This window comes from Mesorhizobium sp. BH1-1-5 (genome assembly GCF_020165615.1).
Classification (GTDB): domain Bacteria; phylum Pseudomonadota; class Alphaproteobacteria; order Rhizobiales; family Rhizobiaceae; genus Mesorhizobium.
The window spans coordinates 23,822-44,620 of sequence record NZ_JAIUIM010000001.1 but is presented as its reverse complement, the minus strand read 5'-3'; the positions used below and the strand labels follow the sequence as shown (position 1 = coordinate 44,620).

The 20,799-nt window shown below is 63.2% G+C and carries 19 protein-coding genes and 1 other RNA gene; 10 read left to right on the top strand and 10 right to left on the bottom strand.

Annotated features, from left to right (window positions below; translation table 11 throughout):
• Positions 1 to 48: 48 nt before the first annotated feature.
• From LB572_RS00220 to ffs, 3 genes are all read right to left on the bottom strand, one after another.
• Positions 49 to 372, bottom strand: a complete 324-nt coding sequence (locus tag LB572_RS00220) for a YbaB/EbfC family nucleoid-associated protein (RefSeq protein ID WP_224666212.1) — start codon at positions 370 to 372, stop codon at positions 49 to 51.
• Between the two features lie 23 nt (positions 373 to 395).
• Positions 396 to 2,216: a DNA polymerase III subunit gamma/tau gene (locus LB572_RS00215; RefSeq protein WP_224666211.1), complete on the bottom strand. Its 1,821-nt coding sequence runs from the start codon at positions 2,214 to 2,216 to the stop codon at positions 396 to 398.
• A gap of 106 nt (positions 2,217 to 2,322) precedes the next feature.
• Positions 2,323 to 2,419, bottom strand: an RNA gene (gene ffs, locus LB572_RS00210) — signal recognition particle sRNA small type.
• A gap of 187 nt (positions 2,420 to 2,606) precedes the next feature.
• Between ffs and LB572_RS00205 the strand changes: the two genes are divergently transcribed.
• The 3 genes from LB572_RS00205 to LB572_RS00195 are packed head-to-tail and all read left to right on the top strand — an operon-like array spanning position 2,607 to position 4,334.
• Positions 2,607 to 3,026, top strand: a complete 420-nt coding sequence (locus LB572_RS00205; RefSeq protein ID WP_040985997.1) for an HIT domain-containing protein — start codon at positions 2,607 to 2,609, stop codon at positions 3,024 to 3,026.
• Between the two features lie 53 nt (positions 3,027 to 3,079).
• Positions 3,080 to 4,021 (top strand): NAD(+) diphosphatase, encoded by a 942-nt coding sequence (gene nudC / locus LB572_RS00200; protein WP_224666210.1) that lies wholly within the window; start codon positions 3,080 to 3,082, stop codon positions 4,019 to 4,021.
• Between the two features lie 10 nt (positions 4,022 to 4,031).
• The gene (locus LB572_RS00195) at positions 4,032 to 4,334 is read left to right on the top strand and encodes a Dabb family protein (RefSeq protein WP_140805955.1); all 303 of its coding nucleotides are present in this window, start codon (positions 4,032 to 4,034) and stop codon (positions 4,332 to 4,334) included.
• 295 nt (positions 4,335 to 4,629) lie between these two features.
• Here LB572_RS00195 and LB572_RS00190 read toward each other — a convergent pair whose 3' ends face one another.
• Complete coding sequence (locus tag LB572_RS00190; RefSeq protein ID WP_140805953.1) at positions 4,630 to 5,493, bottom strand: prephenate dehydratase; 864 nt, start codon at positions 5,491 to 5,493, stop codon at positions 4,630 to 4,632.
• 10 nt (positions 5,494 to 5,503) lie between these two features.
• Positions 5,504 to 6,232, bottom strand: a complete 729-nt coding sequence (locus LB572_RS00185) for a 3-deoxy-manno-octulosonate cytidylyltransferase (protein WP_224666209.1) — start codon at positions 6,230 to 6,232, stop codon at positions 5,504 to 5,506.
• A gap of 193 nt (positions 6,233 to 6,425) precedes the next feature.
• Between LB572_RS00185 and LB572_RS00180 the strand changes: the two genes are divergently transcribed.
• The 7 genes from LB572_RS00180 to LB572_RS00150 all read left to right on the top strand — a co-directional run bounded on the left by LB572_RS00180 (position 6,426) and on the right by LB572_RS00150 (position 15,988).
• Positions 6,426 to 7,103, top strand: coding sequence for a c-type cytochrome (locus LB572_RS00180; protein WP_224666208.1), 678 nt, complete (start codon positions 6,426 to 6,428; stop codon positions 7,101 to 7,103).
• A gap of 256 nt (positions 7,104 to 7,359) precedes the next feature.
• Positions 7,360 to 9,240: an extracellular solute-binding protein gene (locus LB572_RS00175; RefSeq protein ID WP_224666206.1), complete on the top strand. Its 1,881-nt coding sequence runs from the start codon at positions 7,360 to 7,362 to the stop codon at positions 9,238 to 9,240.
• Positions 9,240 to 11,117, top strand: coding sequence for an extracellular solute-binding protein (locus LB572_RS00170; RefSeq protein WP_224666205.1), 1,878 nt, complete (start codon positions 9,240 to 9,242; stop codon positions 11,115 to 11,117). The genes LB572_RS00175 and LB572_RS00170 overlap by 1 nt, the downstream gene beginning before the upstream one ends.
• A gap of 30 nt (positions 11,118 to 11,147) precedes the next feature.
• A complete protein-coding gene (locus LB572_RS00165) occupies positions 11,148 to 12,242 on the top strand; it encodes a microcin C ABC transporter permease YejB (protein WP_224666204.1) in 1,095 nt (364 codons plus the stop codon).
• Positions 12,242 to 13,381 (top strand): ABC transporter permease, encoded by a 1,140-nt coding sequence (locus LB572_RS00160; protein WP_140805436.1) that lies wholly within the window; start codon positions 12,242 to 12,244, stop codon positions 13,379 to 13,381. The genes LB572_RS00165 and LB572_RS00160 overlap by 1 nt, the downstream gene beginning before the upstream one ends.
• Positions 13,378 to 15,006, top strand: a complete 1,629-nt coding sequence (locus LB572_RS00155; protein ID WP_224666203.1) for an ABC transporter ATP-binding protein — start codon at positions 13,378 to 13,380, stop codon at positions 15,004 to 15,006. Before LB572_RS00160 ends, LB572_RS00155 begins: the two co-directional genes overlap by 4 nt.
• Before the next feature lie 40 nt (positions 15,007 to 15,046).
• Positions 15,047 to 15,988 (top strand): 2-hydroxyacid dehydrogenase, encoded by a 942-nt coding sequence (locus LB572_RS00150; RefSeq protein ID WP_140805434.1) that lies wholly within the window; start codon positions 15,047 to 15,049, stop codon positions 15,986 to 15,988.
• A gap of 30 nt (positions 15,989 to 16,018) precedes the next feature.
• Here LB572_RS00150 and LB572_RS00145 read toward each other — a convergent pair whose 3' ends face one another.
• The 5 genes from LB572_RS00145 to LB572_RS00125 form a co-directional block, all read right to left on the bottom strand.
• Positions 16,019 to 17,071 (bottom strand): NAD(P)-dependent oxidoreductase, encoded by a 1,053-nt coding sequence (locus LB572_RS00145; RefSeq protein ID WP_140805433.1) that lies wholly within the window; start codon positions 17,069 to 17,071, stop codon positions 16,019 to 16,021.
• Between the two features lie 83 nt (positions 17,072 to 17,154).
• Entirely contained in the window at positions 17,155 to 17,940 is a 786-nt protein-coding gene (locus tag LB572_RS00140; protein ID WP_140805432.1) for an ATP-binding cassette domain-containing protein, read from the bottom strand.
• The gene (locus LB572_RS00135; RefSeq protein WP_224666202.1) at positions 17,937 to 18,914 is read right to left on the bottom strand and encodes an ABC transporter permease; all 978 of its coding nucleotides are present in this window, start codon (positions 18,912 to 18,914) and stop codon (positions 17,937 to 17,939) included. Before LB572_RS00135 ends, LB572_RS00140 begins: the two co-directional genes overlap by 4 nt.
• A 15-nt stretch (positions 18,915 to 18,929) precedes the next feature.
• Positions 18,930 to 19,937, bottom strand: a complete 1,008-nt coding sequence (locus LB572_RS00130; protein ID WP_224666201.1) for a substrate-binding domain-containing protein — start codon at positions 19,935 to 19,937, stop codon at positions 18,930 to 18,932.
• A gap of 268 nt (positions 19,938 to 20,205) precedes the next feature.
• Positions 20,206 to 20,733 carry an AAA family ATPase gene (locus tag LB572_RS00125; RefSeq protein WP_224666200.1) on the bottom strand — a complete coding sequence of 176 codons (528 nt, stop codon included), beginning with the start codon at positions 20,731 to 20,733 and terminating at the stop codon, positions 20,206 to 20,208.
• Between the last annotated feature and the right edge of the window lie 66 nt (positions 20,734 to 20,799).

The window sequence follows — 20,799 nt, the reverse complement described above, 5'->3', positions numbered from 1 at the left end:
CCGCGCGCTCAATTTCCGTTCATAATCAATTAACTGGCGGACGCCGCCTCAGAAAGGCAATTTCATTCCAGGCGGAATCGGCAGGCCCGCCGTCAATGCCTTGGTCTTCTCCTGCATCACCTGCTCGACCTTATTTTTGGCGTCATTGTGGGCGGCCAGGATGAGGTCTTCCAGAATCTCGGCTTCGTCCGCCTTGATGAGCGACGGATCGATCTTCAGCGCCTTCATCTCGAACTTGCCGGTCAGCGTGATGCTGACCAGACCGCCGCCAGCCTGGCCGTTGGCTTCAAGCGTGGCGATCTCGTCCTGCATGGCCTGGAACTTGGCCTGCATTTCCTTCGCCTTGCCCATCAGGCCGAGAAGATCTTTCATCGGGGTGGTCCTCTAAAAATGTTTCAGATTTCGTCGTCGTCGGCCGCAGGCTCGACCGGCACTTCGGCCTCGGCCTCTTCCACGTCCGGCACGTCGGGAATGCGCACGTCGATGATCTTGGCGCCGGGGAAACGGGCGAGAATGGCCGCGACCGTGGGATCGGCCTTGGCGTCGGAGAATGCGTTCTCGCGCTTCGTCGTCTCCATTTCGGCCAATGTCTGGCCGCCCTCTTCCTTCGACAGCGACACCAGCCAGTTGCGGCCGGTCCAGGCGCGCAGCTTGGCGGTGAGGTCGTTGAGCAGCATTTTCGGTGCGTCGTCGGTCAAGGTGACGTCGAGACGGCCGGGCTCGATGCGAACCGGCCGCACGCAGCGTTTCAAGAGCACCTTGAAGGCCATGTCGCGATTGGCGTCGGCAAGCGCGACGATATCGGCCAGCGATTTGACCGGAACGACGGGCGCCTCGGCGACCGGCTCCGGCGCCGGAACGAAAGCGGCGGGCGCGGGCTGCGTTTCGACCAGACGCATGGTCTGCGCCCCGCCACCGGTGGAAGCCGGCATCCGCGCCTGCGCGACAGCGCTCGCGCCGCCATTGCCGGGACCTGCCGGCGCTCCGTTGGTGCGCGGCGGCGCACCGTTTGGCACCGGGGACGCACCCTCGAGCGATTTCAGCGCCTCGTCCAGCGTCGGCAGGTCGGCGGCATGCGCCAGCCTGATCAGCACCATCTCGCCGGCGCTGACCGGACGATTGGAGGACTGCACCTCGGGAATGCCCTTCAACAGCATCTGCCAGGTCCGCGACAGGACGCGCACCGAAAGCGTTGCGGCGAATTCGGCGCCGCGCCGACGCTCGTCCTCGGAAAGCGTAGCGTCGTCGGACGCCGACGGCACGAAGCGCAGGCGGGTAACGAGATGGTTGAACTCGGCAAGATCGGTGAGCACCGCGGCCGGATCGGCGCCGGTGTCGTATTGGGCGCGGAATTCGGCGAGCGCCGCCGCCACGTCGCCGTTCATGACATGCTCGAACAGGTCGATGATGCGGGCGCGGTCGGCAAGGCCGAGCATGGCGCGCACGGCTTCGGCGCTGACCGTGCCGCTGCCATGGGCGATCGCCTGGTCGAGGATGGACAGCGAATCGCGCGCCGAGCCTTCGGCGGCCCGCGCGATCATCGCCAAAGCCTCGTCGTCGACGGAAATGCCTTCCTTGGCCGCGATCGAGGACAGATGCCCGACCAGCGCGCCGGCATCGATGCGCCTCAGGTCGAAGCGCTGGCAGCGCGACAGGACCGTGATCGGCACCTTGCGGATCTCGGTGGTAGCGAAAATGAATTTGACGTGCGGCGGCGGCTCTTCCAGCGTCTTCAACAGGCCGTTGAAGGCCTGGGTGGAGAGCATGTGCACTTCGTCGATGATGTAGACCTTGTAGCGGGCCGAGACCGGCGCGTAGCGCACCCGATCGATGATGTCCCTGATGTCGTCGATGCCCGTATGGGAGGCGGCGTCCATCTCGATGACATCGACATGGCGGCCTTCCATGATCGCCTGGCAATGCTCGCCGGGGATCGACAGGTCGACGGAGGGCTGGTCCACTGTTGCGGTCTTGTAGTTCAAGGCCCGCGCGAGGATGCGCGCGGTCGTCGTCTTGCCGACACCGCGCACGCCGGTCAGCATCCAGGCTTGGGCGATGCGGCCTGTGGCAAAGGCGTTGGTCAGCGTGCGGACCATCGGCTCCTGGCCGATCAGCTCGGAGAAGTTCGAAGGACGATATTTGCGCGCCAGGACGCGATAAGCGCCTGCCTTACCTGTTTGCAGGCTCTCTGGCCCCAAATTTCCGGCTTCGCTCATTCGCCGTCAAAAGCTCCCAGGACCGCGACGGAAGGCGGCCGATTCCTGCGCATAGTCTCACCCGCACGGCTCGGCGCCGTCAATGTCGCGGGAGAAAGGCGAAGAGGCGGGAGGCTGGAACAATGACCCGTTCCGGGCTCGTTAGGGCTGCTTCCTTCCGGACCTGACCCGGTTGGCGAGTGGATCGTCCACCACCAACCTCCCGCGTTCCATATCGGCAATTCGGCGGCGAAATGCAAGGGCCGAGCCAGAACCGCAGCCACATCGAAAGCGGAAAGTCCTTCAAATCGATGACGGCGATCAATGAATCGCTTGCAGCCACCTTGCCGCCGCTCTAGCGTTCCCCGGTTTGGAAAATGCTTAGAAATTACAAAAGTGAAGGAAACACCTATGCTGCCTGGCCTCAAGGCCGGTTTCACGCTGGACGCCCGGCTGGAGGCGGATAGCGAGCAGCTTATGTGGCTTGGCCTTTGCGAGCTCAGGCTGATGAACGACCGCCGCTGGCCATGGCTGGTGCTGGTGCCGCAGCGGCCGGGTGTCGAGGAAATCCACGAAATGACGCCGCTCGACCAGGCGATGCTGACCTTCGAGACCAATATGGTGGCGCAGGCGCTGAAGCGGGTGACCGGATGCACCAAGATCAACACCGGCGCTTTGGGCAACATCGTGCGCCAACTGCACGTCCATGTCGTCGCCCGCTCCGAGGGCGATCCCGGCTGGCCGGGACCGGTCTGGGGGCATGGCATGCGCGAACCCTACCAGCGCTCCGATATCAGGCGGTTTGCCGAAACGATCAAGGCGGCGCTATAAGCTGACTAGTGTCCATTCCGCACCCCAGAGCCCTCAGCACACCCCGAGTCCCCATGAGCTTTCGCCTGTTCGACGCGCCCCTGCGCGAGCCCAGTCAATTCGTCGGTTTCGCCGGCAACCAGATCGATCGGCAGTCCGAGAACCGCGCCGACGACGCGGTCGAAAAGGCGCTGGCCGACCGGACCGCGCGGCTGATGCTGATGCATGCCGGCCGGCTCTACCTCAAACTCGACGACGGCAAATTCGACCCGTGGTTCATGGCGAATGAAAGCCAGGCCTTCGAGGTTTCGCTCGATCAGGGCGTGTTGCTCGGCTTTTCCGAGGAAGGCCCTGTGCTGGCGGTGCCCGCCGGCGTCGAGCCGGAAAAGCTGCCCGAGACGATCAAGGCGATCGACTATCGTTCCGTCTATATGCAGGGGCTGGTCGACGAGGCGGCCGCCGGCGCGCTGGCGCAAGGCGCGGCGCTGCTCGCCTGGCACACCAGCCACGCCTTCTGCTCGAAATGCGGCAACCGCTCGGAGATGCGGGCCGGCGGCTACCGGCGCCATTGTCCGGCCTGCGGCACCGACCATTTCCCGCGCACCGATCCGGTGGCGATCATGCTGACGGTGACGCATGAAAAATGCCTGCTCGGACGCGGCAGGCATTTCGCGCCGGGCATGTATTCAGCGCTTGCCGGCTTCATCGAACCGGGCGAGACGATCGAGGCGGCGGTGCGGCGCGAGACGCTCGAAGAGGCCGGCATACGCCTCGGCCGCGTCGTCTACCACGCCAGCCAGCCCTGGCCGTTCCCCTATTCGCTGATGATCGGCTGCTTCGGCGAGCCGCTCAACGAGGATATCCAGGCCGACCTCAACGAACTCGAGGACTGCCGCTGGTTTTTCCGCGACGAGGTGCGCACGATGCTGGACAGGACGCATGCCGACGGCCTGATCACGCCGCCGAAAGGGGCGATCGCCCATCACCTCATCCGCGCCTGGGTCGACAGCGAATAGGAGCAGAAGAATGATCCGCCACACCGTCGTGTTCACGCTGAAGCACCCGCTGCAATCGCTGGAGACGAAGCGCTTCCTGCACGACGCCAAGAAGATCCTCACCGGGATCAAGGGCGTCACGCATTTCGAGCAGCTGCGGCAGGTGAGCCCCAAGAACGACTACCAGTTCGGCTTCTCGATGGAGTTCGCCGACCAGGCGGCCTACACCCGCTACAACGAGCATCCCGACCACGTCGCCTTCGTGCGCGACCGCTGGGTGCCGGAAGTGGAGTCGTTCATGGAGATCGACTATGTGCCGCTGGGGTTCGGCTGATATCGGGTCGAGCGCTTCCGTCGGAGATTAGCGAAGGCCTTCGTGCTTCGTCATCCACGGGCGAAGCAAGGAGCGAAGCGACGCGCGCAGACCCGAGGATCCATGCCGTGACTTCGACGCGTTGCGACGGTCCAGAATTCTGCTCCGCTGCGCCCCTCGACCGAGGTAACGGCATGGATCCTCGGGTCTGCGCTCCGCTTCGCGTCGCTCCGCCCGTGGATGACGACTTCGCGAAGGCTTCCGCCAATCTCGAAGGTCGTGAGCTCCGAACCGCCGGCTGACGGCCACTAACCGTTCAGTCCGCCACCTTCCACTGCTCACGTGAGTCGCTTGCCGGATAGACGCCGAGGATGCGCACCTCGCGCGAGAAGAAGCGCAGCTCGTCCAGCGCCAGCTTGACCAGCGGATCGTCGGGATGGCCCTCGATGTCGGCGTAGAACAGCGTCGCGGTGAAGGCGCCGAGCTGGTAGCTCTCCAGCTTGGTCATGTTGATGCCGTTGGTGGCGAAGCCGCCCATGGCCTTGTAGAGCGCGGCCGGCACGTTGCGGACACGGAAGATGAAGGTGGTCATCATCTTGGCGTCCGGCGCGGGACGCTCCACCCATTGCTTGTTCTTGGTCAGCACGACGAAGCGAGTGACGTTCGAATCGGTGTCCTCGACATTCTTCTCGACGATGTCGAGCCCATAGAGCTCGGCTGCCAGTGCGGGCGCCAGCGAGGCCATGGTGCGGTCCCTGACCTCCGACACCATTTTCGCCGAACCCGCGGTGTCGCCGGCGATCACCGGCTTCCAGCCGTTCTTGCGGATGTATTTGCGGCATTGGCCGAGCGCGTGGATATGGCTGTGGACGGTCTTGATTTCTTCGCGCTTCACCCCCGGCAGCACCATCAGCTGGAAATGGATCGGCAGGAAATACTCGCCGACGATGTGCAGCTTCGATTCCGGCAAGAGGTGGTGGATGTCGGCGACGCGCCCAGCGATCGTATTCTCGATCGGGATCATGGCGAGCTCGGCCTTGCCGGTCTCGACCGCGTTGAAGGCATCCTCGAAGGTCGGGCACGGCAACGGTTCCATCGACGGGAACATGTTGCGGCAGGCTGTGTCGGAATTGGCGCCGGGCTCGCCCTGGAAGGAAATTCTGTTGGTCTTAGCGGTCATTACGGATATCTCAGCTTGAAAGGATCTTTCGCGCCCGCTCCAGATCGTCGGGGGTGTCGACGCCAAGCGGCAGCGATTTGACGATCTCGGCGTCGATGCGCATGCCGGCTTCCAGCGCGCGCAACTGCTCGAGGCGCTCGCGCCGCTCCAGCGGCGATGGCTTCAGCGCGACGAAGCGTTCGAGCGCGGCGCGGCGATAGGCGTAAAGGCCGATGTGGTGGTAGAGCGGCCCCTCGCCCCAGGGCGCGGTGGCGCGGGTGAAATAGAGCGCCTTCAGCCGTGTCGCGGAACGCGGCGAGCCGACGATCTTGACCACATTCGGATTGGTCTTCTCCTCGGCGCGCACGATCTCGACGCCGAGCGTGGCGATATCGACCGATCTGTCCTCGAACGGCCGCAGCGACGCGCCGATGATCTCGGGATCGATGGTCGGCAGATCACCCTGGACGTTGACGATCGTCTCCACCCGCTTTTCGGGATCGAGGGCCGTCAGCGCCTCGAAGATGCGGTCGGAGCCCGATTCGTGATCCGGGCGGGTCATGACCGCCTCGAAACCATGTGCCCGCACGGCTTGCGCGACGGCTTCGGTGTCGGTCGCCACCACGACGCGGCCAAGCCCGGCCTCGGCGCCGCGCCGGGCGACATGGACGATCATCGGCGCGCCGGCAATGTCGGCCAGCGGCTTGCCCGGCAAGCGCGTCGAGGCCATGCGGGCGGGGATCAGGATCAAGGTTGACATCGGATTTCAGGGCGGTCGAAAAACGCGGATGGAAAAGTGGCAAAAGGTCTCACTGGAAGCGCCCTTATAGGTGTTGCAACGCCAGAGCAAAAGACCTAGTTTCCGCCCGATTTGACTGGCCTTTCAGGGCAGTTCGCGATACCGACGGACGGAGTGGACGGGACGGTCCGCCGGAAAAGGGAGCAAGGGGCGTATGGATTCCAACGAAGTCAACAAGCTGCTCGGCGGATTTCTGGGAACCTGCTTCATCGTGTTTTCGATAGGTCTCGTCTCGGACGGGCTGTTCGCCTCGCCGGCGCCGGAGAAGCCCGGCTTCGCCATCGAGGCCCAGGAGCCGACCGAAGGCGGCGCCGCTGCGCCTGCGGCGGCCGAAAAGCCGATCGCCGACCTGCTCGCCACCGCCAATGCCGAGGCGGGCGCAGCCATCTTCAAGAAGTGCCAGGCCTGCCATTCCGGCGAAAAAGGCGGCCCCAACAAGGTCGGCCCGGATCTTTGGGATCTGGTCGATCGTCCCGTCGCCGAGCATGAAGGCTTCGCCTATTCGGCCGGCATGAAGGAGTTTTCGAAGGGCGGCGCCGAGAAGTGGACCTACGAGAACATCAACCACTTCATTACTTCGCCGAAGAAGTTCGTGAAGGGCACGGCGATGGGCTTCGCCGGCCTGCCGAAGGAAGAAGACCGGGCCAACGTGATCGCCTATCTGCGCACGCTGTCGGACAATCCGAAGCCGCTGCCGACGCCAGGTGCTGCCGCCGACGCCTCCAAGCCCGCGGACGCTGCCAAGCCCGCCGATGCCGCCAAGCCGGCGGACGGCGCGGCCAAGCCGGCCGAGGGAACCGCTCCGGCCAAGCCGGCGGCGCCCGCTCAATAAACAATTTGTCACAGAGACTTCCTTGGAAAAGCCGGGTTCGTCCCGGCTTTTCTGTTAGGAAAGCTGCATGGACGGCGACAAACGCCGCGCTTGCGGTTTCCACCGGCGTCAAATGATCTAGATTGCGGGTGGGCAGCGCAGTTCCAGGAAAGCGGAAACCGGTTTTCCGCCCCGGAATTGCGTCGAAACAGGCAATAGAGCGGCCGCCGTTTCCGTGAAACGACGAGCGCTCCGGGGCTCGCGACGAGGAGAACGCATGAAGGTTGGCCGCTTCCGCACGCTTTTCGCATCGGCATTCGCGCTCGCCTTCGCCGTCAGCCTGCAGGCCGGTTTCGCCGATGAGTGGCGCACGACATCGTCGCTGATCGGACCTTCAAAGTACGGCGACAATTTCCAGCGCTACGACTACGTCAACCCGGATGCGCCCAAGGGCGGCACGTTGAACAATGTCGTCGTCGGCACCTTCGACAGCTTCAACCCCTATATCGTTCAGGGATCGCCGGCCGCCGGTTTCGCCCAGTTCGGTGGCGGGCTGCTCTACGACACGCTGTTGGACCAGGCGACCGACGAGGGCAGCACGTACCACCCGCTGATCGCCGAGGCCTACAAATACCCGGCGGACTATTCCTCGGTCACCTTCCGGCTCGACCGGCGCGCGAAATGGCATGACGGCCAGCCGATCACTGCCGACGACGTGATCTGGTCGTTCCAGGTGCTGAAGGCCAACAGCCCGATGTACAATCGTTATTTCGAGAATGTCACCGACGCCGTCGCGGTCTCGGACCGCGAGGTCGAATTCCATTTCAACCAGAAGGGCAACCGCGAGTTGCCTAGGATCCTCGGCGACCTCGTTGTGCTGCCGAAGCACTGGTGGGACGGCACCGATGCCAACGGCAAGAAGCGCGACATCACCAAATCGACGCTGGAACCGCCGCTGGGCTCCGCCGCCTACAAGATCGCCAGCTTCAAGCCCGGTTCGGAGATCGTCTGGCAGCGCGTGCCCGACTATTGGGGTGCAAAGCTGCCGGTGAAGATCGGCCGCGAGAATTTCGACACCCAGCGCTTCACCTACATACTGGACGACAACGCCGCCTGGCAGGCCTTCACCAAGGGCGGGCTGGACGACATCAAGCCGGAAAACAGCTCTCGGCGATGGAATACGGCCTACAATTTTCCGGCGGTGAGCGCCGGCGACGTGGTCAAGCAGGTGTTCAAGACAACCTCGCCGGAACCCATGCAGGCCTTCATACTCAACCAGAGACGGCCGCTGTTCCAGGACCGCCTCGTGCGCGAGGCTCTGACGCTTCCGTTCGATTTCGAAACGATGAACCGCACGCTGTTCTACAACTCGAACACGCGCACCCATAGCTATTTCCAGGGCACGGAACTGGCATCGAGCGGAGTGCCGCAAGGCAAGGAACTCGAAATCCTGGAGAAGTATCGCGACAAGCTGCCGCCTGAATTGTTCACCCAGGAATTCAAGCTGCCGGTCTATGATTCGCCGCAGGCGGAGCGGAAATACCTGAAGCAGGCGGTCGACCTCTTTGCCCAGGCCGGCTGGGTGATCAAGGGCGGCAAGATGGTGAATGCCAAGACCGGCGCGCCGTTCAAATTCGAGATCCTTGGCTGGAACGACACCGATCAAGTGATCTCCAGCCCCTGGATCGCCAATCTGCGCAAGATCGGCGTCGACGCCAATCTGCGCATTATCGACCAGACGCAGTACATCAACCGCGTCAACAATTTCGACTATGACGTCATCACCAGCCAGTTGCAGCAATCGGAATCGCCCGGCAACGAGCAACGCGATTTCTGGAGTTCGAAGGCCGCCGATACGCCCGGATCGCGCAATTATTCCGGGATAAAGAATCCGGTCGTCGATGCTCTCTTGGACCGCATCATCTTCGCCACCGATCGCGACGACCTGGTCGCCACGACCCACGCGCTCGACCGTATCCTTCTGTGGAACTACTACGTCGTTCCGCAATATTATCGCGCGGTGGTGTGGCTGGCCTATTGGAACAAGTTCGGCATGCCTGAAAAGCAGCCCACTTACCGCGGCGCTGATATCGATTCGTGGTGGATCGACACGGCCAAGGAAAAGGCGCTGGCCGCCAAATACAAGGGCCTCAATTGATGGGGCTGCGGACTTTGCTTCCTCGCCGCGACTTCCTGGCGCTCGGTGCCGCAGCCGCAGCCTCGGCGCTGCTGCCCGGCCGGGCCTTTGCCGACACCCCGGCCGGCGTCAAGCTGCACGGCCTGTCGGCTTTCGGCGACCTCAAATACAAGCCCGATTTTACGCATTTCGACTTTGTCGATGTCGATGCGCCGCAAGGCGGCACCTTCAACTTCTCGCCGCCCAATTGGGGCGCGAACCAGAGCCCGCAGACCTTCAACACGCTGAATTCGTTCGTCCCCAAGGGCGATTCCCCGCAGCGCATGGAGATGTGCTTCGACACACTGATGGCGAGAGCGCTCGACGAGCCGGACGCGGTTTACGGGCTGATCGCCGAGAACGTAACGATTTCGGACGACCGCAACAGCTTCACCTTCTCGCTGCGCCCGCAGGCACGTTTCCACGACGGTTCTGCGCTAACAGCCGAAGACGCCGCCTTCACCTTCAAGCTGCTGAAGGACAAGGGGCATCCCGACTACGCGCTGTCGCTCACCCACCTCGATGACGCGGTCGCCGTCGACCCTCACACGCTGCAGCTCAAATTCTCGGGCAAGCAATCGGCGCGCACGGTCCTGAACGTGGTCGGTTTCCCTATCCTTTCGAAGGCCTTCTTTACGGCCAACCCGTTCGATTCCTCCCAGCTCAATCCGCCGCTCGGCTCGAGCGCCTACAAGGTCGGGCGCTGGTCGGCGGGCGCCTGGATCGAATATGAGCGCGTGGCCGACTACTGGGGCAACGACCTGCCGGTCAATCGCGGCCAGAACAATTTCGGGCGCATCCGCATCGAATTCTACCAGGATCGCACCGCCGGCTTCGAGGCCTTCAAGAAGGGCGAGATCCTCTACCGCGAGGAATTCACCTCGCGCGTCTGGGCAACGGCCTACGACTTTCCGGCCTTCACCGCCGGCAAAGTGATCAAGCATGAGTTCCCGGCCGAAACCACGCCTTCCATGCAGGCCACCGCAGTCAACCAGCGGCGTGAGCAATTCAAGGATCCGCGCGTGCGGCAAGCGATCGCGCTCTGCTTCGATTTCGAATGGACGCGTCGCAACTTCTTCTATGGTTCCTATGAGCGCTCGCAGTCCTGCTTCGAAAAATCCGACTTCAGGGCTGAGGGCATGCCAACGCCGCAGGAGCTGGCGCTGCTGGAACCGCTGCGCGACAAGCTGCCGCCGGAGACCTTCGGCGAAGCAGTGACGCAACCGCCGTCGGACGGGTCCGGACGAGACCGCAAGCAACTGAGCGCGGCACTGAAATTGCTCGGTGAGGCCGGCTGGAAACGCTCCGGCGATTTCGTGGTCAATGACAAGGGCGGGCGGCTGACCGCCGAATTCCTGGTCGACGACGAGACCTTCGTGCAGGTCTATTCGCCCTGGGTCGCCAACATGAAGGCCATCGGCATCGATGCCTCGATCCGCCTGGTGGATTCAGCCCAATATCAGCTCAGGCAATCGACGTTCGATTTCGACCTTCTCTCGGCCGCCTTCAATTTCAGCGCCACGCCGACCCGCGACGACCTCGAGATTTTCTTCCACTCGCGCAGTGCCGCCATATCGGGCTCTCGCAACCTGTCGGGCATTGCCAGCCCGGCCGTCGATACGCTGATCGACGCCGTCGGCGCCGCCAAGGACCGCGAAAGCCTGACCACCGCCATGCGCGCGTTGGACCGGGCCTTGCGCGCGCGGCGCGATTGGATTCCAAGTTGGTATCTGGCGAATCACCGAAGCGCCTATTGGGACATGTTCGGCTTTCCCGAGCAGAAACCCGATTTCGGCTTTCCGGTCGAAGCGCTGTGGTGGGTCGACAAGGGCAAGGCGGCAAAGATTGGCAAAGCCTGACATGAACGTTCGCGCGGGACCGGCTGCCTGATGGGCGCCTATATTCTGCGCCGCATTCTTCTCATGATCCCGACACTGTTCGGCATCATGGCGATTTCCTTCGCGGTCATTCAGTTCGCGCCTGGCGGTCCGGTCGAGCAGGTGATCGCCAGGCTGACCAACCAGGGCGGCAACGATCGTCTCGGCAGCGGCGGCGGCGACGCCGGCGGCAGCAATTTCGACGTTGCCGGCGATGTCAGCTCGAAATATCGCGGCGCGCAGGGACTCGATCCCGAGTTCATCAAGAAGCTGGAAAAGCAGTTCGGCTTCGACAAGCCGCCGCTCGAACGCTTCGGCATGATGCTGTGGAACTATAGCCGCTTCGATTTCGGCGACAGCTATTTCCGCGACATCTCGGTGCTGAACCTGATCCTGGAGAAGATGCCCGTTTCCATCTCCATCGGCCTGTGGATCACGCTTCTGTCCTACCTGATCTCGATCCCGCTCGGCATCCGCAAGGCGGTGAAGGATGGCTCGACCTTCGACGTATGGACCAGCGGCGTCGTCATCGTCGGCTATGCCATTCCCGGCTTCCTGTTCGGCATCATGCTCATGGTGCTGTTCGCGGGCGGTTCGTTCTGGGACTGGTTTCCGCTGCGCGGCATCGTTTCGGACAATTGGGACCAACTGTCCTGGCCGGGCAAGATCGCCGACTATGTCTGGCACATGACGCTGCCGCTGACGGCGCTCGTGCTCTCGGCTTTCGCGACGACCACCCTGCTGACCAAGAACTCGTTCCTCGAGGAAATTCGCAAGCAATATGTCGTGACGGCGCGCGCCAAGGGCCTGTCGGAGCGCAAGGTGCTGTACGGTCACGTCTTCCGCAACGCCATGCTGATCGTGATCGCCGGTTTTCCCGGCGCCTTCATCTCGGCCTTCTTCACCGGCTCGCTGCTGATCGAGAACATCTTCTCGCTCGACGGCCTCGGCCTGCTCGGCTTCAAGTCGGTGATCGACCGCGACTATCCGGTGGTGTTCGCCACGCTCTACATCTTCTCGCTGCTTGGGCTGTTCGTCGGCCTTCTGTCCGACCTCATCTACACCTGGGTCGATCCGCGCATCGACTTCGAGCGGAGAGACATCTGATGGCCGAGGCCGCGATCGAAAGCGCGCCGGCGCGGCCCCGCAGGCCATTTCTGTCGCCGCTCAACCAGAGGCGGTTGCAGAATTTCAAGGCCAACCGGCGCGGTTACTGGTCGCTCTGGATCTTCCTGCTGCTGTTCGTGCTGTCGCTGTTTTCCGAGCTGATCGCCAACGACAAGCCGATCATCGCCTCATACAAGGGCGAGATCCTGTTTCCGGTCCTGGTCGCCTATCCGGAGGAGAAGTTCGGCGGCTTTTATGCCGTCACCGACTATCGCGATCCCGTGATCCAGGACGAGATCAACTCCAATGGCTGGATGATCTGGCCGCCGGTCCGTTATTCCTACCAGACGGTCAACAACGCCATTCCGGAACCGGCGCCGGCAAAACCATCCTGGCTTTACGACAAGAGCAAGCGTTGCAGCCAGTATCCGAAGGGTGAGGCCGACGAGAACTGCGCCATCGGCAACTGGAACTGGCTGGGCACGGACGACCAGGCGCGCGATGTGCTGGCGCGCGTGCTCTACGGCTTCCGCATCTCGGTTCTGTTCGGCCTGATCCTGACGCTCGGCTCATCGCTGATCGGCGTCGCGGCCGGCGCGGTGCAAGGCTATTTCGGCGGTTGGACTGACCTGCTCTTCCAGCGCTTCATCGAAATCTGGTCGGCGATCCCGGTGCTCTACCTCCTGCTTATCGTCTCGGCCATCCTGCCGCCCGGCTTCTTCATCCTGCTCGGCCTGATGCTGCTGTTCTCCTGGGTGGCGCTGGTCGGCGTGGTGCGGGCCGAGTTCCTGCGCGCCCGCAACTTCGAATATGTCAACGCGGCGCGGGCGCTCGGCGTGCCCAACCTCACCATCATGTTCCGGCACCTGTTGCCGAACGCCATGGTGGCGACGCTGACCTTCCTGCCTTTCCTGCTCTCAGGCTCGATCTCGACGCTGACCTCACTCGACTATCTCGGCTTCGGCCTGCCGCCCGGCTCGGCCTCGCTCGGCGAGCTGCTGAAACAGGCGCAGCGCAACCTCAACGCCCCGTGGCTCGGCATTTCCGGCTTCATCGTGATTTCGCTGATGCTGTCCCTGCTGGTCTTCATCGGCGAGGCGACACGCGACGCCTTCGATCCGCGCAAGACGTTCAAATGAGCGAAGCCCTGCTGTCCGTCCAAGATCTGAGCGTCGCCTTCGCGCAGGGCGGCAAGCAATCGATCGCCGTCGACCATGTCTCATTCGACATCGCCAAGGGCGAGACGGTTGCCCTGGTTGGCGAATCCGGCTCCGGCAAATCGGTATCGGCGCTGTCGGTGCTGAAGCTCCTGCCCTATCCCGCCGCCAGCCACCCCTCGGGCAAAATCCTGTTCGGCGGCGCCGACCTGCTCGCCATGAACGAGAAGGCTTTGCGCGGCGTGCGCGGCAACAAGATCACCATGATCTTCCAGGAGCCGATGACCTCGCTCAACCCGCTGCACACGATCGAGCAGCAGATCGTCGAGGTGTTGCAGTTGCACCAGGGCATGCGCGATCAAGCCGCCCGCACGCGCACGCTGGAGCTGCTCAACGAAGTCGGCATCCGCGATCCGCAAAAGCGCCTCGACGCCTATCCGCACCAGCTCTCCGGCGGCCAGCGCCAGCGCGTCATGATCGCCATGGCGCTGGCCAACGAGCCGGAGCTTCTGATCGCCGACGAGCCGACGACCGCTCTCGACGTCACCGTGCAGGCGCAGATCCTCGAGCTGCTCGCCAAGCTGAAAAGCCGCAAGGGCATGTCGCTGCTGTTCATCACGCATGATCTCGGCATCGTGCGCAGGATCGCCGACCGCGTCTGCGTCATGACCAAGGGCAAGATCGTCGAGAGCGGCCCGACCAAAGAGATATTCGCCAACCCGCGGCACGACTACACCAAGCATCTGCTGGCAGCCGAACCGAAGGGCAAGCCGCCCACCGCCGACCCGGGCGCCAAATCCGTCATGACCGGCAAGGACATCAAGGTCTGGTTCCCGATCAAACGCGGCTTCTTCCGCAAGACCGTCGACCACGTGAAGGCGGTGGACGGCATCGACGTCACCGTGCGCGCCGGCCAGACGCTCGGCGTCGTCGGCGAATCCGGCTCGGGCAAGACGACGCTCGGGCTGGCGCTCGCCCGGATGATCTCCTCGACGGGCACGATCAATTTCAACGGACGCGACATCAACCAGCTCTCCTTCAGCGCCATGCGGCCGCTGCGGCGCGAGTTGCAGATCGTGTTCCAGGATCCGTTCGGATCGCTCAGCCCGCGCCTGTCGGTCTCCGAGATCATCGAGGAAGGGCTGAAGATTCACGAGCCGAAGCTCTCGGCCGACGAGCGCGACGACAAGGTGGTCGCCGTGCTGAAGGAGGTCGGCCTCGACCCCGAAACGCGCCACCGCTACCCGCACGAGTTTTCCGGAGGCCAGCGCCAGCGCGTCGCCATCGCCCGCGCCATGGTGCTCAATCCGCGCTTCGTCATGCTCGACGAGCCGACCTCGGCGCTGGACATGAGCGTGCAGGCGCAGGTGGTCGACCTCTTGCGCGGCCTGCAGGCCAAGCACAATCTCGCCTACCTCTTCATCAGCCACGACCTCAAAGTCGTCCGTGCCCTTGCCAATGACGTCATCGTCATGCGCAATGGCCAGATCGTCGAGGCGGGACCTTCCGAGCAGATTTTCAGCAGCCCGCAAACCGACTATACGCGGGCGCTGATGGCGGCGGCCTTCAAGATCGAGGCCGCACCGACCGGCGTGGTCAGCGAGTAACCGCACCCGCACTGGCAAAACAGGGAAGAAAAATCCGAGAATGGAAAAAGGCAAAATCCTGCTTGCCCTCACGGGCATCCACCCGCAGCGCTGGCATGAACTGCTCTCGGCCGAGCGCGAGGTCGTGCTGGAGCCGAACGGCGCCAACGATCCGTCGATCACCTATGCGGTGGTGTGGAAGCAGAAGCCCAACCTTCTCAAGTCGCTGCCCAATCTGCGTGCCATTTTTTCGATCGGCGCCGGCGTCGACCATGTCTTTGCCGATCCCGGCCTGCCCGACGTGCCGATCGCCAAGATCGTCGCCGACAATCTCACCCAGCACATGGTCGAATATGTCGTCTGGCGCGTGCTCGACCACCATCGCCAGGCCTCGCTTTACCGGGGCCAGCAGCAAAAGAAGATCTGGCACGAGCCGCCGCAACGGGTGGCCGGGGACATCTCCGTCGGCATCATGGGGCTTGGCAGTCTTGGCCGCGCCGCGGCTTCGGCGCTGTTGTCGCTCGGCTTCGCCGTCAACGGCTGGTCGCGTAGCGAGCGGCCGATGCAGGGCGTTTCGACCTATTGCGGCGAGGCGGGGCTGATCCCGTTCCTCAACGCCACCGACATCCTGGTCGTGCTCTTGCCGCTGACGCCGCAAACCCGCGGCATCGTCAATTACGGGCTGCTCAAGGAATTGCGCCGGCGCAACGGCCTCGGCGGCGCCGTGCTGATCAATGCCGGACGCGGACGCCTGCAAAAGGACGCCGACATCGTGCGCGCGCTGGACGACGGCACGCTGAAGGAAGCGAGCCTCGACGTGTTCGAAGTCGAGCCGCTGCCGAAGACCAGCCCGTTGTGGAGCCATCCGAAAGTATTCGTTACGCCGCATGCGGCGGCGACGTCGGATCCCGCCCATCTGGTGCCGATCATGCTGCGCCAGATGGCCGCCTTCGAGCGCGGCGAAAAGCTCGAAAACCTGGTCGACCGCGAAGCGGGTTATTGAACCACCCCAAACGGTGGACCGCTCCAGACGTCAGCGGTCCAACGCCATGCTTTCCAGCTTCTTCGAGTGCTGCACACCCGCCAGGTCCATCACATGCTCCCGGCGGGCGCGCTGAAGGTCGGCCGGCGGTTTGCCGTCGACCATCCGCGCAATGTCTTCAACGATCAGGCGGCCCATGAGTTGCCGGCCGCCGGACACAGCCGCGGCGCGATGCGGCGAAAGGATGACGTTGGGCATGCCGCGCAAGGGATGATCCGCCGCCAGCGGCTCAACCGGGAACACATCTATCGCGGCGCGGATACGCCTTGCCCGTACCGCCTCGACCAGGGCATCGAAATCGATGAGATGCGCGCGACTGACAAGGACGAGCAATGCGTTGCGCTGAAGCCTGGCGATGGTCGCCGCGTCGACGAGACCCTTGTTGGTCCTGGTCGGCGCCGCCGTCACGAACAGCACGCGACTGCTGCTTGCGACCTCTTCCAGAGACACGAGCCTGACGCCAAATTGCTTGGCGACCGAGGGGTCGAGCCAGGGGTCATAGGCGGAGATCTTTGGCGAGAACGGCGCCAGGAGCCGGCTGCATTCCTTGGCGATGGCGCCGAAGCCGACGAACCCGATCGTCTGTTCGAACAGGGTGAAGTCGGTTGCCGGATTGTCATTGAGCCAGTGCTCGCCGCCGGTGCGAAACAGCTCGTGTTCTTCCACCAGCCCTCGCGCTCCGGAAAGCGCCATGGCCACCGCCATCTCGGCGACTGAGCCACGCATACCCGGACCGGTTGCCAGTACTTCGATGCCGCGATCGAAGCAGGCGCCGTAATCAATGGTGTCGGGAAAGGCGCCATAAAGCTCTATCACTGCCTTGAGTTTGGCCGCGCGCTTGATCTGAGCCGCATCGAGCGTCGGCAAGGCAGAAAGATAGAACGTCATGTCGGCAAGGTTTTCATCCAAGACATGACCCGGCATGGGCTCGTTCTTTGCCCAAACAAGATCGCAGAGCCCGCCGAGCCGCTCCAGATCGGCCCGCGTGAACAATTCGTCAAGCTGCCGCCATTGTGGATCAAGCACCGCAACGGGTTTGTTCATGTCGATATCCTCCCTTGGAATTCAACAGTTGACGCGATCTTCGCGCACCATCCCGCGCTGGCGCGCACCCTGCCGCCAGCGGCTCACGACTTTGCCCCGGTGATCAACGCCACCAGTTCCTCGCCCGAGGTCTCGCTCGTGCGGCGATGACCAACGACGTGGCCGTTGCGCATGATCCATATTTCGTTCGACAGCCGCATCACCTGATCGAAATTGTGGCTGATCAGAAGGAACGTCCGTCCCTGTTGCCGCAGGCGGTCGATAAGGCTCTCGACTTCGAGCCGTTCCCGCACGCCAAGCGCGGCTGTCGGCTCGTCCATGATGGTGAGCTTGGCGTTCCAGCCTACCGCACGGCTGATCGCGACAGCCTGACGCTGGCCGCCGGACAGTTGACGCACGCGAGCGTTGATGGTCGGTATGTTGATCTGCAGGCCGGCCAGCATGGTCCTCGCCTGAGCGGCCATGGCGCGCTTGCGAGTGATCCGCAGCGGCCCACCCCAGGTAAGTTCGCGGCCGAGGAAGAGATTCTGCCAGATCGTCAGGTCGTCGACGAGCGCCAAATCCTGGAACAGCGTCTCGACACCGGCCCGCCTTGCATCGTCCGGACTACGCAGCAGCGTCGGCTGGCCATCGAAGAATATCTCGCCGGAGGTCGGTTGATGTACTCCGGTCAGGATCTTGACCAGGGTCGATTTTCCTGCGCCGTTGTCGCCTACGATGGCAGCGACCTTGCCTTCCTCGACGGAAATGCTGACGCCGTCGAGCGCGACGACCGAGCCGAAATGCTTGTGGACATTGCGCACTTCCAGCATCTTGCGCTCCACCGGAGCTACGGCCGCGCCATGATCCGAAGCAGGTTCGATCGTCATTTTTGGAACCGGTAAGCGATGGCGAACAAGATGACGACCATGCCTGTGACGATCGGCTGGTAGAAAACGCCGACGCCAAGCAGGGTCATCAGGTTCAAGAGCGCGGTCAGGACGAGGGCGCCCACCACCGGACCGATGATCGTGCCACGGCCGCCGAAGAGACTCGTTCCACCCAGCACCGATGCCGCTATCGAGTTCAGCAGATACGAACTGCCGGTAGCGGGCTCGGCCGATCCGATGCGCGCGGTGAGCATGACGCCGGCGATGCCGGCGAGCAAGCCGCTGATGGCGAAAGCCGTGATCTTGATCCTCGCGACCTTGAGGCCGAGATTACGGCTGCCTTCGTGGTTGCCGCCTACCGCGAACAGATGCGTGCCCAGTTGCGTATGAAACAGAAGCAGGTGGGCAATGGCGGCGACAGCGGCCGCGAGCAGCGTTATGTTGGGAACCGGCCCTATGCTGCCGCTGGCCAACCCGGTCAGCAACGGCGAAATAACGCCAACGGGCCGACCATTCGAAAGCACCAGCGCACAGCCCGATGCGATGCTGAGCATCCCCAGCGTCGCTATGAAATCGCTGATCTTGCCCTTCGAAATGACGACGCCGCTGATGATACCGAACACCATGCTGGTGACGAGAGCCATGACGATCCCGATCGGCACGCCCCATTTCTGGGTGACCGAGATGCCGATCATCACACAGGATATCTGCACCAGCGATCCGACCGAAAGGTCGATGCCGGCGGTGATGATGACGAAAGTCTGGCCGATCGCCACCACGACCAGAATCGAACAGGCGACGAGGATCGAGGTGACGTTTCCAGCTGTCAGGAACAGCGGCGAAGCCAAGGCTCCGACCGCCATGAGCACCAGCAGCGCCAAGACGATCGCCCAATCGAGCACGCCGCTCGACCTGAGAGCCCGCCCGATGCTGCTCACCGCCGGCCGGCCGGCCGTCTCTGTTTGTGCTTGCAAGCTCACGTACCCGGCCTACTTGATCAGCTTGGCAATCGGGCTGGAGTATTCGAACCATGGTTGCGGCGAAGAGGCCTTGGCGGCGGCAATGTTCTCGGACGTGATCAACGCTTGCGGCGCAACGGTGGTCGCGTCGATTGCAGCGCCCTGCGAGGCCGCAAGGCAGGCTTCGACCTCGATCTGGCCCATCAGGTAGGGGAACTGCGCCGCGGTGCCAGTCATCTGTCCCGCTTCGATGGAATTGAGCGCGTCGTCGATGGCGTCCGTGCCGAACACCAGCACCTTGCCGGCCAGGCCCGCATTGTTGACGGCCTGCTGGACGCCCAAGGCCATGCCGTCGTTGGCGGCATAGAAACCTTTCAGATCGGGGTGGGCGCGAAGGATCGCATCGGCGGCGTTCAAGGCCTTCTCGCGATCCCAATCGGCCGCCTGCTCCTGGACGATTTCGAGGCCGCCGGCACCGGAGCGAAATCCTTCCAGCCTCTGGATGCTGGCCGGATGACCCGCCAGACCGCCGATCGGCGCAACCTTTCCGGTGCCGCCGAGGCGCTTGACCATTTCCTCGGCCACGGCCTTGCCGGCGTCGGTATGGCGCACGGTAACATAGGTTGCCAGCTTGACACCGGCGGCAGCGAGCGCGTCGGCGTCGAACGCGTCACCGGCGACGATCGGGATGTTCTTCTTGGCCGCCGTCACAAGAGGTTGGATCAGGTTGCTGTTGCTGATCGGCGCCACGATAAAGCAATTGAAATCCTGGCCGACCATCGTCTGGACCATGTTGGTCTGTTCATCGATGGCCGATTCATCAGTGCCAGCCTGAACCGTGACGGCGGCGCCGATCTCCTTTGCCTTTGCCTCGATGCCTTGTTGCGTGGCCAGCCAATAAGGATTGGCAAGCGTCTTGAGCACAACGGCGATCTTCAGGTTCTTGCCCGGCAGGTCGGCCGCCCATGCCTGACCGACAAGCGTCAGCGACAGCATTGACCCTACAAGCAGGCTTTGCATCGAGACTTTGACCGACATGTCCTATTCCTCCCATTGTGACGGTCCGCTGCGCTGGGTCCGTCCGGACCGGCACAAAAGCGTGGAAGCGCGCGCTTCTTGAACGGCGCATATTCCTTCCGGAGATCAAGATAGAGGCCGCCCCGCCGCCAACAATCAGCAACTCCATCAGATCGCATCAAACGGCACCAACTGTCTGGCGCCGGTCGTGCGCTGTCGGATGGCTGGCTTCGAGCGCGGTGGATAGTTCGACTGTCCGGGCGACCGCGAGGCGGGTTGTCAGCTGGCCTTATCTGGCCAGGTTCCAGTCTCGGAAGCACTGCTTGATCGCCCGCAGCGAAGACAGCTGCAGCTTCGGCAGATCGAACTCTTCGAACATCGCCCGGTATTTCTTGCGGTTTCGCGGCTGGACCACTGCGATGTGGTGGATCATGTCCCATTTGACGCTGTCGCGCCCACCTTGCAGAGCGCCGGGCCTGTCCTTTTCGAACAGCGTTCGCCTGAAATAGCGCAGAAGACTCGAAGCCGTGGAGATATCCAGCAGGATCAGGCCTGTCGCCCGCTGGAGACGCTGCGGCATGCAAACCGAGTAATTTCCGTCCATCACCCAGCGCTCGCCGGCGATGGCTATATCGTGCAGGGCAATGAATTCGTCCCTTGGACGCTGCTCCCAATCCGTGTTGGGCCGGTGAAAGAGCTGATCGAGGTGAACGGCTTCAAGGCCGCGCTTGCGCGTGATCACGTTGGCGAGGGTGGACTTGCCGCTGTTGGACGGTCCCAGGATACAGATGCGGTCGCCGAGATCCGAGAGATTCATCGGTTGGTCTTTCAAGCGCGATCAAACGCGCGGCGATCCGGCCGAGCGTTAAACGGAATACCGAAT

Coding starts and splice junctions, on each gene's coding strand:
- LB572_RS00175 (WP_224666206.1), top strand. CDS start 7,360: ATGAAGGTTGGCCGCTTCCGCACGCTTTTCGCATCGGCATTCGCGCTC.
- LB572_RS00190 (WP_140805953.1), bottom strand. CDS start 5,493: ATGACCGCTAAGACCAACAGAATTTCCTTCCAGGGCGAGCCCGGCGCC.
- LB572_RS00215 (WP_224666211.1), bottom strand. CDS start 2,216: ATGAGCGAAGCCGGAAATTTGGGGCCAGAGAGCCTGCAAACAGGTAAG.
- LB572_RS00170 (WP_224666205.1), top strand. CDS start 9,240: ATGGGGCTGCGGACTTTGCTTCCTCGCCGCGACTTCCTGGCGCTCGGT.
- LB572_RS00165 (WP_224666204.1), top strand. CDS start 11,148: ATGGGCGCCTATATTCTGCGCCGCATTCTTCTCATGATCCCGACACTG.
- LB572_RS00180 (WP_224666208.1), top strand. CDS start 6,426: ATGGATTCCAACGAAGTCAACAAGCTGCTCGGCGGATTTCTGGGAACC.
- LB572_RS00140 (WP_140805432.1), bottom strand. CDS start 17,940: ATGACGATCGAACCTGCTTCGGATCATGGCGCGGCCGTAGCTCCGGTG.
- LB572_RS00195 (WP_140805955.1), top strand. CDS start 4,032: ATGATCCGCCACACCGTCGTGTTCACGCTGAAGCACCCGCTGCAATCG.
- LB572_RS00130 (WP_224666201.1), bottom strand. CDS start 19,937: ATGTCGGTCAAAGTCTCGATGCAAAGCCTGCTTGTAGGGTCAATGCTG.
- LB572_RS00205 (WP_040985997.1), top strand. CDS start 2,607: ATGCTGCCTGGCCTCAAGGCCGGTTTCACGCTGGACGCCCGGCTGGAG.
- LB572_RS00125 (WP_224666200.1), bottom strand. CDS start 20,733: ATGAATCTCTCGGATCTCGGCGACCGCATCTGTATCCTGGGACCGTCC.
- LB572_RS00145 (WP_140805433.1), bottom strand. CDS start 17,071: ATGAACAAACCCGTTGCGGTGCTTGATCCACAATGGCGGCAGCTTGAC.
- LB572_RS00155 (WP_224666203.1), top strand. CDS start 13,378: ATGAGCGAAGCCCTGCTGTCCGTCCAAGATCTGAGCGTCGCCTTCGCG.
- LB572_RS00150 (WP_140805434.1), top strand. CDS start 15,047: ATGGAAAAAGGCAAAATCCTGCTTGCCCTCACGGGCATCCACCCGCAG.
- LB572_RS00185 (WP_224666209.1), bottom strand. CDS start 6,232: ATGTCAACCTTGATCCTGATCCCCGCCCGCATGGCCTCGACGCGCTTG.
- LB572_RS00220 (WP_224666212.1), bottom strand. CDS start 372: ATGAAAGATCTTCTCGGCCTGATGGGCAAGGCGAAGGAAATGCAGGCC.
- nudC (WP_224666210.1), top strand. CDS start 3,080: ATGAGCTTTCGCCTGTTCGACGCGCCCCTGCGCGAGCCCAGTCAATTC.
- LB572_RS00160 (WP_140805436.1), top strand. CDS start 12,242: ATGGCCGAGGCCGCGATCGAAAGCGCGCCGGCGCGGCCCCGCAGGCCA.